This window comes from Sphingomonas sp. 10B4 (genome assembly GCF_035019905.1).
GTDB lineage: Bacteria > Pseudomonadota > Alphaproteobacteria > Sphingomonadales > Sphingomonadaceae > Sphingomonas > Sphingomonas glacialis.
Genome location: NZ_JASJVC010000022.1, coordinates 14,552 through 30,218 on the forward strand (window position 1 = coordinate 14,552; position 15,667 = coordinate 30,218).

The 15,667-nt window shown below is 66.1% G+C and carries 10 protein-coding genes; 5 read left to right on the forward strand and 5 right to left on the reverse strand.

The features are described 5' to 3' along the window. Nucleotides 1-102 precede the first annotated feature (102 nt). From QN347_RS08810 to rnr, 4 genes are all read left to right on the forward strand, one after another. Nucleotides 103-1,320 (forward strand): acyl-CoA dehydrogenase family protein, encoded by a 1,218-nt coding sequence (locus tag QN347_RS08810; RefSeq protein WP_322159876.1) that lies wholly within the window; start codon nucleotides 103-105, stop codon nucleotides 1,318-1,320. Between the two features lie 109 nt (nucleotides 1,321-1,429). Further along, nucleotides 1,430-2,497, forward strand: coding sequence for an acyl-CoA dehydrogenase family protein (locus QN347_RS08815; protein ID WP_322159875.1), 1,068 nt, complete (start codon nucleotides 1,430-1,432; stop codon nucleotides 2,495-2,497). A 325-nt stretch (nucleotides 2,498-2,822) separates the two neighbouring features. Beyond that, nucleotides 2,823-5,864: a TonB-dependent receptor plug domain-containing protein gene (locus QN347_RS08820; RefSeq protein ID WP_322159873.1), complete on the forward strand. Its 3,042-nt coding sequence runs from the start codon at nucleotides 2,823-2,825 to the stop codon at nucleotides 5,862-5,864. An 82-nt stretch (nucleotides 5,865-5,946) separates the two neighbouring features. Further along, entirely contained in the window at nucleotides 5,947-8,235 is a 2,289-nt protein-coding gene (gene rnr / locus QN347_RS08825; protein ID WP_322159872.1) for a ribonuclease R, read from the forward strand. A gap of 115 nt (nucleotides 8,236-8,350) precedes the next feature. Here rnr and QN347_RS08830 read toward each other — a convergent pair whose 3' ends face one another. Both QN347_RS08830 and QN347_RS08835 read right to left on the reverse strand, forming a co-directional pair. Continuing rightward, nucleotides 8,351-9,508 (reverse strand): saccharopine dehydrogenase family protein, encoded by a 1,158-nt coding sequence (locus tag QN347_RS08830; RefSeq protein ID WP_322159870.1) that lies wholly within the window; start codon nucleotides 9,506-9,508, stop codon nucleotides 8,351-8,353. Nucleotides 9,509-9,625: 117 nt separating this feature from the next. After that, on the reverse strand, nucleotides 9,626-11,440 hold the full coding sequence (locus QN347_RS08835; RefSeq protein ID WP_322159869.1) for an ABC transporter transmembrane domain-containing protein: 1,815 nt from the start codon (nucleotides 11,438-11,440) through the stop codon (nucleotides 9,626-9,628). Nucleotides 11,441-11,572: 132 nt separating this feature from the next. On the opposite strand from QN347_RS08835, the gene QN347_RS08840 reads away from it, so the two are divergent. Beyond that, nucleotides 11,573-12,805: a polyhydroxyalkanoate depolymerase gene (locus QN347_RS08840; RefSeq protein ID WP_322159867.1), complete on the forward strand. Its 1,233-nt coding sequence runs from the start codon at nucleotides 11,573-11,575 to the stop codon at nucleotides 12,803-12,805. 69 nt (nucleotides 12,806-12,874) lie between these two features. Here QN347_RS08840 and QN347_RS08845 read toward each other — a convergent pair whose 3' ends face one another. From QN347_RS08845 to QN347_RS08855, 3 genes are all read right to left on the reverse strand, one after another. After that, the gene (locus tag QN347_RS08845) at nucleotides 12,875-13,354 is read right to left on the reverse strand and encodes a pyridoxamine 5'-phosphate oxidase family protein (protein ID WP_133186995.1); all 480 of its coding nucleotides are present in this window, start codon (nucleotides 13,352-13,354) and stop codon (nucleotides 12,875-12,877) included. 470 nt (nucleotides 13,355-13,824) lie between these two features. Continuing rightward, entirely contained in the window at nucleotides 13,825-15,003 is a 1,179-nt protein-coding gene (locus tag QN347_RS08850) for an acetyl-CoA C-acyltransferase (RefSeq protein ID WP_189676732.1), read from the reverse strand. Nucleotides 15,004-15,119: 116 nt separating this feature from the next. Continuing rightward, entirely contained in the window at nucleotides 15,120-15,554 is a 435-nt protein-coding gene (locus QN347_RS08855) for a MaoC family dehydratase (protein ID WP_322164097.1), read from the reverse strand. Nucleotides 15,555-15,667 lie beyond the last annotated feature (113 nt).

A 15,667-nucleotide genomic window follows, 5' to 3' on the forward strand; every position in this document is an offset into this window, starting at 1 on the left:
ATGCGCATGCCGATCGCATCAATCGCTCTTCCCATCGGCTTCATTCTGTCGTATCGCGCCGCCATACCCGATCTTCAGATTCTTTCTGAAAGGATAGCTTTCATGGCAACCGCGCCCGAACTCGACGCTCCAGTAGCCCCGCTCGACGCGTTCCGCGCCGAAGTGCGCGAATGGCTCGCCGCCAATTTCCCGGCATCGCTCAAGGGGCACGACATCAGCCTGTCGGTGCTCGAAGGCCCGACCGATCTTTCGCCCGACCAGGCCGCGTGGCAGGCGGCGATGGGCGAGAAGGGCTGGGGCGTGCCGAGCTGGCCCAAGGCATATGGCGGCGGCGGGCTCGACAAGGCGCAGATCCGTGTCCTCAACGAGGAAATGGCGCGCGCGGGCGCGTGGAACCCGATCGGCGGGATGGGCGTGATGATGTTCGGGCCGACGCTGCTCGAATATGGCAACGAGGCGCAGAAGCAGGAGCACATCCCCGCGATTGCCAAGGGGCTGGTGCGCTGGTGCCAGGGCTATAGCGAGCCCAATGCCGGCTCGGACCTCGCCAACGTCCAGACCTTCGCCGAGGATGCCGGCGACCATTATATCGTCAACGGCCAGAAGACCTGGACGAGCGGAGGGCAATGGGCCGACAAATGCTTCGCGCTCGTCCGCACCGACAAGAGCCAGAAGCATGGCGGCATCAGCTTCCTGCTGCTCGACATGACCGCGCCCGGCGTCGAAGTCCGGCCGATCGCGATGATCTCGGGCCAGTCGCCGTTCTGCGAGACCTTCTTCACCAACGTGAAGGTGCCCAAGGAAAACCTCGTCGGACGCGAGGGGCAGGGTTGGGAAATCGGCACGCGCCTGCTCCAGCACGAGCGCAGCAGCCTGTCGGGCGGCGGTAGCGCATCGCGGCTGTTTGCGGGCAAGCCGATGGGGAAGCTCGCCAAGGAATATCGCGGCGAGGATGACAAGGGCCGCGTTCCCGACAGCGATCTGCGGATGCGGATCGTGCGGCACGAGATGGACAGCCGCGCCTTCGCGCTGACGCTGCGCCGTGCGGCGCTCGAGGCGAAATCGAACCAGGGTCCGTCGGCCGCCACCTCGATCATGAAGAACGTCGGCGCGCGCATCACGCAGGATCGCGCCGAACTGTCGATCGAGATCATGGGGATGGCCGGGCTCGGCTGGGAAGGCGAGGGCTTCAGCGAGGACGAGCTGACCCAGACGCGCACCTGGTTGTGGGGCAAGGCCGTGTCGATCTATGGCGGATCGACCGAGATCCAGAACAACGTGATTTCGAAGCGCATCCTCGGGATGCTCGACCACCAGTAATGCAAGGATAGGCTGCCGCGTGTGACGCGCGGCGGGCCGGAGAGGGGCGGGGTGAAGGATGGCTGAAGCCATCCTCCCCCGTTTTCCATTCAGACGAGGGGATAGCGCGATGGCCGTACTCAACGACGAACAGACGATGCTCCGCGACATGGTGCGCGAATGGTCCGACGAGCAATCGCCCGTCAGCGCGTTCCGCAAGATGCGCGCGGCGGCGCCGGCCGAGGGGTATGATCCCGCCGCCTGGGCGACGCTTGGCGAAATGGGCCTGCCGGGCATCGTCATCCCCGAAGCGCATGGCGGCACGGCGTTCGGCTATCTCTCGCTCGGGCTGGTGCTCGAACAGCTCGGCCGCAACCTCGCGGCGTCGCCCCTCGCGTCGACCTCGGCGGCGGCGACCGCGATCCTGATGGGCGGGTCGGATGCGCTGAAGGCGCAGTGGCTCCCGCAGATCGCCAGCGGCGCTGTCGTCGCGACTCTCGCGATCGACGAGGGCCCCGTCCATGATCCCGCGAAGATCGCGACGAGCGTGATCGACGGCAAGCTCAGCGGCACCAAGGCGTTCGTCGCCGAGGGTGACAGCGCGGGCGTGTTCGTCGTCGCGGCGGTCGATGGCCTGTATCTCGTCGCGGGTGACGCTGGCGTGACGCGCTCGCCGCGCCATATGGCCGATTCGCGCAGCCACGCGCAGGTGACGTTCGACGCCGCGCCCGCCGAGAAACTGGGCGACGCCTCGCTGACCGCGCAGGTCATCGATCGCGCGACCGCGGCGGTGTGCGCCGAGATGCTCGGCATGGCCGAACAGGCGTTCAACACCACCAACGATTATCTCAAGACGCGCGTCCAGTTCGGGCAGCAGCTCTCGACCTTCCAGGCGCTCCAGCACCGCATGGCGAAGATGTTCACCGAGCTCGAGCTGATGCGCTCGGCGGTCGAAGGCGCGCTCGAGGCGATCGATGCCGGGCGGTCCGACATCGACCAGGCGGTCAGCCTCGCCAAGGCGGTGGCGAGCGACACGCTCCATCTGGTCAGCCGCGAGATGATCCAGCTCCACGGCGGGATCGGCATGACCGACGATTACGACGCCGGCTTCTACATCAAGCGCGCGCGCGTGCTCGAAGCGATGTGGGGCAATGCGGCGTTCCACCGCGAGCGTTTCGCGCGGTTGAACGGCTACTGAGCCGCAACGCGGGCGCGCCGCGTCGCGTCCGCATCTATCAGACCTGCAACGATAAAGGGCGGTGGCCGGCTTCCTGACGCGGAAGCGGCGCCGCCCTTTTGCCATGCGGCGCGGTGCGACCCTGGTTCGGATCGTCTCCCGCGCGGGTGTTTCGAGAATCGGTTCTGGCCGTCGCGGCCCAAGCGGGGACCCTTAGGGGAAAGTACTTATGCGCTAATGCGGCGATTTGCGCGCATATCCGGCTTGACATTAGGGCCGTTTCGGAGTCACTTCGAGCTTCGGGTACGGAGCCGATCAGTGCTCTGACCTTTAGGGGAGAGATGCTATGCCTCGTTCGCGGCATTTGACGTCGTGTGCCTTTTTTGCCTTGTCGATCGGGCTTGCTGTGCCCGTCGCGGCGCAGGAGGGGGCGCCGCCAGCGCCGCGACCGAGCGCGCCCGCCGACGAACAGACCGGCCCCGATATCGTCGTCACCGGATCGCTGATCCGCGGCACCCCCGAGGACGCGGCCATTCCGGTCGATGTCATTTCGAGCGAGGAACTGTCGCGCCAGGGCACGCCGAGCGCGGTCGACTTGCTCAAGAACCTGCCGACCTCGAGCGGCGTGATCGGCGATGCCAACCAGTTCGACAGCCGCAGCCAGGGCAATGAAGGCGTCGCCTCGGTCAATCTGCGCGGCCTCGGCCCGCAGCGCACACTCGTCCTGCTCAACGGCAAGCGCCTCGTCGCGGTCGGCGGCGGTATCCCGATCGTCGACGTCAACCTCATCCCGTCGGGGGCGATCGGCCGCGTCGAAGTGCTCAAGGACGGCGCGGCGGCGACCTATGGGTCGGATGCCATCGCCGGCGTCGTCAACTTCATTACCCGCACCGACCAGAAGGGCTTCCTCGCCTCGGGCGATTATCGCTACATCCGCGGATCGTCGGGCGACTACACCGCCAATCTGAGCTTCGGCCACAATAGTGGCCCGCTGCATGTGCTCGCCTCGGTCGGCTATCAGCACCGCTCGGAATTGCGCACCACCGATCGCGATTTCACGGTCCAACCCTATGCGAACAATCCGCAAGGCGGCTATACCGGCGGCGGCAATCCGGGCAATTTCGGGTTCGGCGGGACCGCCAATTTCGTCCGCGACCTCGGGTGCGAGGGCCTTGGCGGGTTCCGCAGCCAGGCCGGATCGACGACCGATCGCTGCTTCAACAATTACGGCCAGTTCGGCAATCTGGTCGAGCCCGAGGATCGCCTCCAAGCCTATGTCGACACGTCGATCCAGCTGGCCGACACGCTCAAATTCTCGGCAAGCGCGCTGTACGGCTACAGCTCGACGCGGATCACCACCTCGCCGACCTATCTGCCGACCTTGCCGCCGTCGGTGAACGCGGCGAGCGGCGGGGGAGGGCTGTTCGTCATCCCGACCTATGCCCCGGCGCTGCGCGATTATTGCACGCTCTATGGGGCGGCATCGGGCTGCGTCACCGCGGGCGGCGTGCCGCTTGCCCCGGCGATTGCTTTCCCGGTGCTGTTCCGGCCGGCCTTGCTTGGCGGTAACCCGCTGTTTCGCGGTCGGAATGGCGATGACCGCGGCTCGGCATACTCGAAGCGCGTGTCGGAAGAGATGCGCTTCACCGCAGACCTGTCTTATGATGTCACGCCCGATCTCAATCTGACCGGTGGCTTCACCTATTCCGAATATTATCGCGAAAGCGAAGGCACCGACACGTTCGGCGACTTGCTGCAGAACGCACTGGCGGGCTTTGGCGGGGCGAATTGCGCCTATGCCACGCCGCAGTCGCGCGCCGGCCTGTCGACGGCCCAGATCACGGCACTCGCCGGGACCAACGGCTGCACCTTCTTCAACCCGTTCTCGACCGCGGTCGCGGCGAACGGCGTGAGCAATGCGGCGAACCCCAATTATGCCGGAACGCGCAATCCTACCGGGTTCAGCCTGACCCCCGGCGCGGGCCTGATCAACGATCTGCCGACGTTCGACAATTTCTTCCGCACGACCAACACGCGCTACACCACGCGGCTGCTCGTCGGGGATCTCGTGCTCAGCGGCAAAACAGGGCTGCGGCTGCCGGGCGGTGATTTGAGCTTCGCGGTCGGTGCGCAATATCGCCGCAACGACTATTCGGTGCTGTACAACAACGACAGCAACATCGCGGTCAATCCGTGCCCGGGCTCGCCGCTCAACCCGGCGGCGACGTGCACGCAGCAGACCGGCGCGCTCGGCTTCCTCGGTACCAACGCCAATTTGTCGACCAGCAACGACATCAAGGCGGTGTTCGGCGAGTTGCAAGTGCCGCTGCTCGACCGGCTCAACCTGCAGCTTTCGGCGCGGTATGAGGATTATGGCGGGCGCGTCGGCTCGACCTTCAATCCGCAAGGTCGCATCCGGCTGCAAGTCACCGACTGGCTCGCGCTCCGCGGTGGCGCGGGCACGACCTTCCGCGGGCCTCCGGCGCAGCAGTTGTCGGGCAATCTGACCGCGCTGCAGATCATCGGGACGTCGTTCCGTGCGGTCGACATCAACGGCAACCCCAACCTCTCGCCCGAAAAGGCGACGACCTACAGCGCAGGCATCCTGCTCCACAGCGGCGGGTTCAGCGCGAGCCTCGATTATTATCGCTACAAGCTGAAGGGCCCGATCGAGGGCGAGCCGATCCAGGGCATGGTCAATGCGCTGTTCGGTGCGACCGGCACCGCAAATTGCGGCAATGCGGCCTTTGCCGCGTTGCAGGCGCGCTTCACCTTCACGGGGGCCGGCTGCGGCATCGGCAACGTCCAGCGGCTGCGCACGCAGACGATCAACAGCGCCAACGTCACGACGTCGGGGCTCGATCTGCAGGCGGCGTATCGCTTCGGGCTCGGCGCGGCCAATCTCGAGTTCGGCGGCAGCGGCACCTATGTGATCGAGTATAAGACCAAGGACATCACGGTCGAGGGCGTCGTCGTCCAGCCGACCTTCGATGGCGTTGGCCTGCTCAACTATCAGACGACCGCGTATCCGATCCCGCAGATCAAGGGGACGGCCTATGTCCAGGGAGCGGTCGGCGGGCACAGCCTGCGCGTCCAGTACAATTATATCGACGGCTATACCGACCAGCGCGGGACTGCGATCTTCGGCCCCAATGCCGGGGCGCTCGCGGGGGCTTCGGTCACCGGCGGCAAGAACATCAAGCCGTTTGCGACCTTCGATGCGACCTATCGCTTGTCGCTGCGCGGGACGGGGTCGACGCTGACGCTGTCGGCGCTCAACATCTTCGACAAGGCGCCGCCGTTCGCGCGGCTCGACCAGAATTACGATCCGTTCACCGCGAACCCGCTCGGCTTCACCGCCAAGGTCGGCTTCTCGCAGAAGTTCTGAGACTGGGGGGCGGAGGGCGCGGCGTCCGGGTCGGACGCCGCGCCCTTTGCCGTTTGGCGCTGGGTGGCGTATCGCTAATCCGATGCCCAAGCCAACCAAGCGCACCCCCGGTCTGCCCAGCCGCGACCAGATCCTCGCCTTTATCGCCGAAAGCGACGTGCCTGCGGGCAAGCGCGAGATCGCGCGCGCCTTCGGGCTGACCGCGCAGGACAAGATTTTGCTGAAAGCGCTGTTGAAGGACATGGCCGATGAGGGGCTGATCGACAGCGCCCCCGGCCGCGCGTTTCACAAGATGGGCGGGGTGCCGAAGGTGACGGTGCTGCGGATCGTCGATGTCGATGACAGCGGCAATGTCTGGGCGGTGCCCGAGCGGTGGGAAGCCGCCACCCCCGCGCCGAAGCTGCGCGTGCGCGAGAAGAAGAACGGCGCGCTCGGCGTCGGCGACCGCGTGCTCGCGCGGACCGAGGAGGCCGGCCAGGGCCTGATCGCGCATCCGATGAAGACCTTGCCCAAGGGCGAGGAGCTGGTGCTCGGCGTGCTGCGCCAGGAGGGCAAGGCGCTCTGGCTGCAAGGCGTCGAGAAGAAGGAGCGGCGCGAGTTCCAGGTGTCCGACGCGGGCGAGGCGCAGGTCGGCGATCTGGTGCTGGCGGAGATGGCGGGACGTCCGCCGCGGATCACGGTGCGCGTGACGCAAGTGCTCGGCGATCCGTTCGCGCCGCGCAGCTTCTCGCTGATCGCGATCCACAAGCTTGGTATTCCCGACGTGTTCTCGTCCGAGACGCTCGACGAGGCGGTGCGCGTTGCCGCGCAGCCGCTTGGCGAGAAGCGCGAGGATCTGCGCCATCTGCCGATCGTCGCGATCGATCCGGCCGATGCGCGTGATCATGACGATGCGGTTTGGGCGGCGCCCGATGACGATCCCGCCAATGATGGCGGGTGGAAGGCGATCGTCGCGATTGCCGATGTGTCGTTCTACGTGCGGCCGGGGTCGAGCCTCGATCGCGAAGCGCGGCGGCGTGGCAACAGCGTGTATTTTCCCGATCGCGTCGTGCCGATGCTGCCGGAGAGTTTGTCGGCGGAGATGTGTTCGCTGAAGGAGGGCGTCGATCGCGCGGCGCTGGCGTGCCATTTGCGGATTGGGAAGGATGGGGCGCTGAAGTCGTGGCGCTTCACGCGCGCGGTGGTGCGGATTGCGGCGAACCTGGCGTATGAGGATGCGCAGGCGATGGTGGATGCGCATCACGCTGCCGCCGTTTCTTCCTCTCCTGCTTCCTCCCCTAACCCCTCCCGCAAGCGGGAGGGGGATTCGGGCAGCGATGAAATTCTCGCCGCCCTTCTCCCGCTCTGGTCCTGCTGGCACGCGCTCAACAAAGCGCGCACCGCGCGCGCGCCGCTCGATCTCGACCTGCCCGAACGCCGCGTGATGCTCGACGAGAAGGGCCGCATCCTCTCGGTCGCGCCACGCGAGCGGCTCGATGCGCATAAATTGATCGAGGACTACATGATCGCCGCCAACGTCGCCGCCGCCAAGGCGCTCGAGGCGAAGAAGGCGCCGGTGATGTACCGCGTCCACGAGCAGCCCGGCTGCGAAAAGCTCGTCGCGCTGAAAGACTATCTCAAGACCTTCGGGATCGAGTTCGCGCTCGGCCAGGTCGTCCAGCCGCGCACCTTCAATCACATCCTCGACAAGGTGATCGACCGCGACGAACGCCCGCAGATCATGGAGCAAGTGCTGCGCACGCAGACGCAGGCGTATTATAGCCCCGCCAATATGGGCCATTTCGGGCTCGCGCTCGGCAGCTACGGCCACTTCACCTCGCCGATCCGGCGCTATGCCGATTTGCTCGTCCACCGCGCGCTGGTCGCGGCCTATGATCTCGGGCCGGGCGGGCTGACCGAAGGCGAAGCCGCGGCGATGGAAAAGATCGGCGAGAGCATCTCGATGCTCGAACGCCGCGCGATGGAAGCCGAGCGCGACACGATCGACCGCTATGTCGCGGCGTATCTGTCGGAGAAGGTCGGCGAGGTGCTCGAGACGCGGATCACCGGCGTGACCAATTTCGGTTTCTTCGCGACGGTCGAGGGGATTGGCGGCGACGGGCTGATGCCGGTGCGCGATATCGGCGGCGAATATTTCCGCTTCGATGAAGCCAGCCGCACGCTGATCGGCGACCAGAGCGGGACGGTCTATGCCAGCGGGCAGAAGCTCCAGCTACGCCTGGCCGAGGCGAACCCGGTGTCGGGGGCTTTGCGCTTCGAGATGGTCGAGGGCAGGGGAGCGCGCGTCGAAAGCGACGACCGCCGCCCGAAGCGCGTGATCAAGCATCGCGGGCGCCCGACGAACATTCGGCACCAGGGGAAGAAGCGCTAGCGGCCGACCGACCATCGTCGCCCCGGCGAAGGCCGGGGCCGGCCCGATGGGGCGTGCTTGGGCCGGGCGCGCGCATCCGAGCGGGCCCGGCCTGCGCCGGGGCGACGGCGCGAGCTCATCCGGCGCGGAAGGTCAGGCCCGCTTTCGCCTGCAAGCGGTCGGCGAGCACCTTCCCCATCAGCGCGCCCGGGGTCCAGATGCCGCCTTCTCCCGCGACATCTTCGACCAGGCACAAGGCGGTCTCGGCGATCATCTTGCTGGTCGAGCCATAGCCCGGATCCTTGTCGCCGGTGACGACGCAGTCGATCCGCTCGCCGCCCGCGCCTTCGCCGATGAAGAGCAGGTCGTAGAAGCCCGCGTCGCGTTCCTCGGGCGAGGGGCCTTCGCCGGGCTTGGGGCCCTTGTCGCTGCTGAGCGGGTTCATCCGCGCGATCGCCTCGGCGGCGGCCTTGCCCATCTCGCCGATCCCCGGCGCGACCATCATCTCGTCATAGACGAAGTCGGCGCCATACGCCTCGCCGAGCAGGAAGTTGGTGCGGTGGACGTTCTTGGTGTTGATCGGCGCCATGATGAACGGCGCGACCCATGCCTCGATCGCGCGGTCATATTCGGGGAGCAGGCCCTTGGGCTGTGCTGGCCCCTCGAAACCGGGGGTGAGCGCGAACGGATTGATGAGCAGGCCGAGGATCGAGGGATGCTTGGCGGCGGCGGCGAGCGTCGCCTTGAGGCTGGCGACCGTGCCGCCCGACGCGCCGCCCTGCATCTTCCGCACGCGGCCCTTCACGCGCGGCATCGGATGCCCGAACTTGGCCTTGGCAGCGTCCTGCAGCGCGAGCACGCCGAGATCGAACGGGATCGAATCGAACCCGCAGGAAAAGACGATCCGTGCGCCGGTGCGCCTGGCGGTCGCGTGATGCGCGTCGATCATGTGGCGCATCCACGCTGGCTCGCCGCACAGGTCGACATAGGCGGTGCCGGTTTCGGCACAGGCGGCGACGAGGTCGTTGCCGTAGAGCTGGTATGGGCCGACCGTGGTGAGCACGACCTTGGTGCGTTCGCACAAGCTGCGCAGGCTGGCGGCGTCATCCGAATTGGCGGTGACGAGCGGGGTGTCGGCGGGTGCGCCGATCAGGTCGCGGACTTCCTGCAGCTTCGACAGCGATCGACCCGCCATCGCCCAGCGCTGCGCGCCGATCTGCGTGAGATATTCGGCGACGAGGCGGCCGGTGAAGCCGGTGGCTCCATAAACGATGATGTCGAAGTCTCTGGCCATGGTGCGCTCTCCCTCGTCACCCCGGGTTCATCCCGGGGTCCACCGGGATGCATGTCCCGACGGCCGGAGTGTGCGGCACGGTGGACCCCGGGACAAGCCCGGGGTGACAGTTAAGGCTTACGCCGCTTCGCTGAACTGCAAGCTCGCGAGTCGCGCGTACAGGCCGCTCTCGCCGATCAGCGCGGCGTGGTTGCCTTGCTCGACGATCCGGCCCTCGCGCATCACGATGATCCGCTCGGCGGCGCGCACCGTCGCCAAGCGGTGCGCGATGACGAGCGTGGTGCGCTCTGCCATCAGACGTTCGAGCGCTTCCTGGACGAGCCGCTCGCTTTCGGCATCGAGCGCACTGGTCGCTTCGTCGAGCAGCAGGATAGGCGCATCGCGCAGCAGCGCACGTGCGATCGCGACTCGCTGGCGCTGCCCGCCCGACAGCCGCGCGCCGCCCTCGCCGAGGAAGGTGTCGAGCCCTTCGGGCAGCTTGTGGAGGAATTCGGCGGCATTGGCCGCCTCGGCAGCCGCCCACAGCGCGTCGTCGGGCGCGTCCCAGCGGCCGTAGCGCAGATTGTCGCGCGCCGACGCGCCGAAAATCACCGTCTCCTGCGGCACCATCGCGATGCGGGCGCGGACCTCGGCGGGGTCGGCGTTGCGCAAGTCGACGCCGTCGATCCGCACGCTGCCTGCCTCGGGATCGTAGAAGCGCTGGATCAGCTGGAACAAGGTGGTCTTGCCCGCGCCCGACGGACCGACGATCGCGACGGTTTCGCCGGGCTTCACCGATAGCGAGAAATCGTGCAGCGCGGCGACATCGCGCCGCGTCGGGTAGCGGAACTCGACATGATCGAATTCGAGCGTGCCGCGCGCCGGCACGGGAAGCGTGATCGGCTGCGCAGGCGCGCGGATTTCGGGGACTTCGGCGAGCAACTCGGACAGCCGCTCGGCCGCGCCCGAGGCGCGCAGCAGATCGCCATAGACCTCGGTCAGCGAGCCGAACGAGCCCGTCACCAGCGTCGCGGTGACGAGGAAGCCAGCGAGCGACCCCGCCGACAGCCGCCCGGCGGCGACATCGCCGACGGTCGACCACATCAGCAGCGTGACCGCGCCGAACAGCAGCCCCATCACCAGCGCGGTCATGATCGCGCGCGTCGCGATCCGGCGCTTGGCGGCATCGAGGCTGCGATCGACCGCAGAGGCAAAGCGCGCTTCCTCGCGCGCTTCCTGGCCGAACGCCTGGACGATCTTCATCGCGGTGAAGGTCTCGACCGCCATCGACCCGATATCGGCGATGCGGTCCTGGCTCGCGCGCGACTGGCTGCGCACGCGGCGGCCGAGCAGCATGATCGGCAGGATGATCAGCGGCACGCCGATCACGATCGACAAGGCCATTTTCGGCGCGAAGACGAACAGCAGGATCACGCCGCCGATCCCGGTGAGGCCGTTGCGGAGCGCGACAGACACCGTCGTGCCGACCGCACCTTCGATAAGCGCGGTGTCCGAGGTCAGCCGCGAGGCGACTTCGGACGGACGGTTCTCCTCGAACCAGCGCGGCGCGAGCCGCAGGAGGTTGGCCTGAACGGCGATCCGGATGTCGGCCACGGTGCGTTCGCCGAGCCACGACACGAAGTAGAAGCGGATCGCGGTCGCGATCGCGAGGACGACGACGAGGCCGAGCAGATCGTAGAAGACATGGTCGATATGCGCGATGTCGCCGGCGCCGTGCGTGAAGCCGCGGTCGATCACCGATTTGATGCTCCACGATGTCGCGAGCGTCGTTGTCGACGTGACGAGCAGTGCCACCAGCGCGATCGCGAGCTGGAGCGGATAGCGCGAGGTGTAGCGCCACACCATTGCCAGGCTGGCGAGCTTTCGCCCGCTCGGCCGGGGCTGCGCGACGGGAGGATCGATCGGGACGGCGGCGGGTTGTGTTTCGACCATCTGCGGTGCGTAGCAGGCGCCAGACCCTGCCTCAATCCGCTACGGAATTGCAGCAAACCCGGCATTGCTGTTTGCCGCAGCGCAGCATAGACAGTATTTTGACATTCACGATTGTCTGCTAGAAAGTCCGGTATGCTCTACAATGCTTACGAAATGCAGAAGTCGATGCTGGCAGGCGCCAGCGCCATGGCCGATTTCAGTGCCGGACTGCTCAGCAACCCTGCCAATCCCTTTGCCTATTTTGGCGGCGGCGCGGTGCTGGGCTCCGCGCTCGAGGTGTTCGCGCATGCCGCGGCACCCCGCGGCAAGCCCGCCTTCGGGCTCGACAGCACGACGATCGACGGCGCCGAGGTGGCGATTGTCGAAGACGTGGTATTGCGCAAAGCCTTCGGACAACTCAAACGCTTCCGGCGTGTCGGCATCGAGGGCGGCCCTAAGCTGCTGATCGTCGCGCCGATGTCGGGACACTATGCGACGCTGCTGCGCGGCACAGTCGAGCGGATGCTGCCTGTTGCCGACGTCTACATCACCGATTGGCGCGATGCGAAGCTCGTGCCGCTGAGCGAGGGCAAGTTCGATCTCGACGATTATGTCGATTATCTGATCGAATTCCTCGAGGCGATCGGCGCGAACGAAGGGCAGGGGGGCACGCATATGCTCGCGGTCTGCCAGCCGTCGGTGCCGTGCTATGCCGCTGCCTGCGTGATGAGCGCCGACAACAACCCGTGCCGCCCCAAGACGCTGACGATGATGGGCGGGCCGGTCGATACGCGCGAGGCGCCGACTGCGGTCAACACGCTGGCGACCGAGCGGCCGCACAGCTGGTTCAGCCAGAATGTGATCGCCACGATCCCGGGCAACTATCCGGGCGCGGGTCGCCGCGTCTATCCGGGCTTCCTGCAGCTTGCCGGCTTCATGTCGATGAACCTCGGCAACCACATGATGTCGCATTACGAGCTGTTCAAACATCTCGTCGAGGGCGAGGACCTCCAGGCCGACTCTACCAAGGCGTTCTACGAGGAATATCGCTCGGTCTGCGACATGACCGCCGAATTCTACCTGCAGACGATCGACGTCGTGTTCCAGGACCATGCGCTGCCCAAGGGCACGATGACGCATCGCGGGCGCGTGGTCGACCCGGCTGCGATCACCGACATCGCCATCCTGGCGATCGAGGGCGAGAAGGACGATATTTCGGGGCTCGGCCAGACCAAGGCCGCGCTGACGATCGCGACCAGCCTGCCCGAGGACAAGAAGCGCTATTACATGGCCGAGGGCGCCGGGCATTACGGCATCTTCAACGGATCGAAGTGGCGCAACAAGGTCGCGCCGGTGGTCGAGGAATGGATGAAAGCGCACGGCTGACGCCGCGCGCTTCATCGTAGGGTTCGGGTCGGCCCTGTCTTCGGTGAAGACAGGGCCGAAATGTTTTGGTCAGGCTGCGGTCGTGTTCACGACGGCGTGGCTGCCACTTTCGTCGGACTTGATCGTGCCGCCGAACAGCATTTTGAGGCGGCCCGACAGCGAGATGTCGGTCTCCCACAGCTCGGCATTGTCGATCTTCAAGCGCAGCAGCGCGAGGTTGGGATCTTCCTTGCCGCCCGGAAACCAGGCTTCGACTTGCTTGTTCCACAGCTTGTCGATCATCGCGCGATCATTGTCCTGCGCGATCGTGCCGGCGATGCAGGCGAAGAAATCGTGACCCTTCGACACGAACTGCGCCATGACCTTGCCGCCGCCGATCAGGCGATTGTCCTTGCCGACGAAGAAGAACAGCGTGTCGACCAGATCCTTGTCGAGCTGTGCGGTCAGCGGCTCGCTGTGCGACGATCCGTCGGCCAGACCGACCATCAGGAACGGGCTGTCGGCCATCTTCTTCCAGAGCGTCTGGGTAATTTCGTGCGTGTCGGCCATGCGAGCCTCTCCTGAAGGATGGTTCGAGAGAGAAACGACGGAACGCGCGGTTGGTTGCCGCGCATCTTAGGCAATGAACGGCGGTGAATGACGGTCGCGCGCCGCTGAGCATTAGAGGATTATCTCATGCTGCTTCCCCCGCTGACTGCGGCTAGCTCTGTCGACATTTGCGGACCGCAAAAAACGATATTATTCACATCGTTGGCGGCAATTTGGCCGCCTAGATGAGAGGTGTACCTATGACGGTCGCCGATCTGTGCCTGATCCTGGGCGTGCTCTTCGCCTTCGGGACGTTAGTCCTGAAGATCATCGAGGTAGCCCGCAAAGACTAGGGTGCACGGGCGGGGCTCGGTCTAGCAGCCGAGCCCCAAACGTATTGAGCCCCGGCCGCTAGCACGACCGGGGCTCGTTATGAGAGGCGCCTATGACATCGCCAACGCAGTCATAGCCGAATCCGGCGCCTATTTCAATTACAGGACCTCGAACAGCCCGGCCGCACCCTGGCCACCGCCGATGCACATCGTCACGACGACATACTTCGCGCCGCGACGCTTGCCTTCGATCAGCGCGTGGCCGGTCGCACGTGCGCCGGTCATGCCGTAGGGATGGCCGATCGAGATCGCGCCGCCCGAGACGTTGAGCAGCTCGTTCGGAATGCCGAGCTTGTCACGGCAATACAGCACCTGCACCGCGAAGGCTTCGTTGAGCTCCCACAGGCCGATATCGTCCATCTTGAGGTTGAAGCGCTCGAGCAGCTTGGGGATCGCGAAGACGGGGCCGATGCCCATCTCGTCGGGCTCGGTGCCCGCAACCGCCATGCCAACATAGCGGCCGAGCGGCTGGAGGCCGCGCTGCGAGGCGATCTTCTCTTCCATCAGCACCGAGGCCGACGAACCGTCCGAGAGCTGCGAGGCGTTGCCCGCGGTCACGTTCATGCCCGGGCCCATCACCGGCTGCAGCGCCTGCAGGCCCTCGAGCGTCGTTTCGGGGCGATTGCCCTCGTCCTTCGACAGCGTGACGTCCTTGTAGGTGACCTCCTTGGTCTCCTTGTTGGTGACGGCCATGCTGGCGCTGGTCGGGACGATCTCGGCATTGAAATAGCCGGCGGCCTGCGCGACGGCGGTGCGGCGCTGCGATTCGAGCGCGTATTCGTCGCACGCTTCGCGGCTGATATTGTAGCGCTTGGCGACCGTCTCGGCGGTGACCAGCATCGACATGTAGACGTCCTTGTGCATCGCGATCAGCTCGGGATCGGGTGCGACGCGCATCTGCGGGGTCTGGACGAGGCTGATGCTCTCGACGCCGCCACCGATGGTGATGTCCATGTTGTCAGTGATGATCTGCTTGGCGGCGGTGGCGATCGCCATCAGGCCCGAGGCGCACTGGCGGTCGACCGACATGCCCGGCACGGTGACGGGAAGGCCGGCGCGCAGCAGCGATGTGCGCGCAATGTTGCCGGCCTGGTGACCCTGCTGGAGCGCACAGCCGAACACGACGTCGTCGACGAGACCGCCTTCGATCCCGGCGCGCTCGACCGCAGCGCGGATCGAATGCGACGCGAGCGTCGGGGCGGGGGTGTTGTTGAAGGCACCGCGGTACGCGCGGCCGATCGGGGTGCGGGCGGTGGAGACGATGACGGCGGAACGCATGGTATTTCCTTTATAACGTCGCCCCGGCGGAGGCCGGGGCCGCTCGGTAGGAAGCGCTGCTCGCGTTGCGGGCTACAACGCAGCGGCCCCGGCCTCCGCCGGGGCGACGCCAAGGATCAAACGAAAATCTGCGACATCCATTCGGCGATCATCGCGGGCTTTTCCTCGCCTTCGATCTCGACCGTAAATTCGTTGGTCTGCTGCCACTGGCCCGGGCGCTTCTCCTCGAAGCTCAGCAGCTTGAAGCGACCGCGCACGCGCTTGCCCGAGCGGACCGGCTGGAGAAAGCGGACTTTGTTGCCGCCGTAATTGATCCCCATCTTCACACCCTCGATCGTCACCGGATCGATGATCTTCGACGACAGCAGCGGCATCAGCGACAGCGTGAGGAAGCCGTGCGCGATCGTCCCGCCGAACGGCGTCATCGCCGCCATTGCCGGGTTGACGTGGATGAACTGATGATCGCCCGTCGCGTCTGCAAACTTGTCGATCATCTCCTGGCTGACCTCGACCCAGTCGGACACCTGTTCGGTGCCGATCCGGCCGGTCATTTCCTGAGCTGTAACGGTCGTCACGGCATTCCCCTGAAAGCAAATTCGTCGCATAGGCGACGTCGCGCCGGCAAATGGCACTCACGCACGCCGCGCGCAAGTCTCACCCTGAC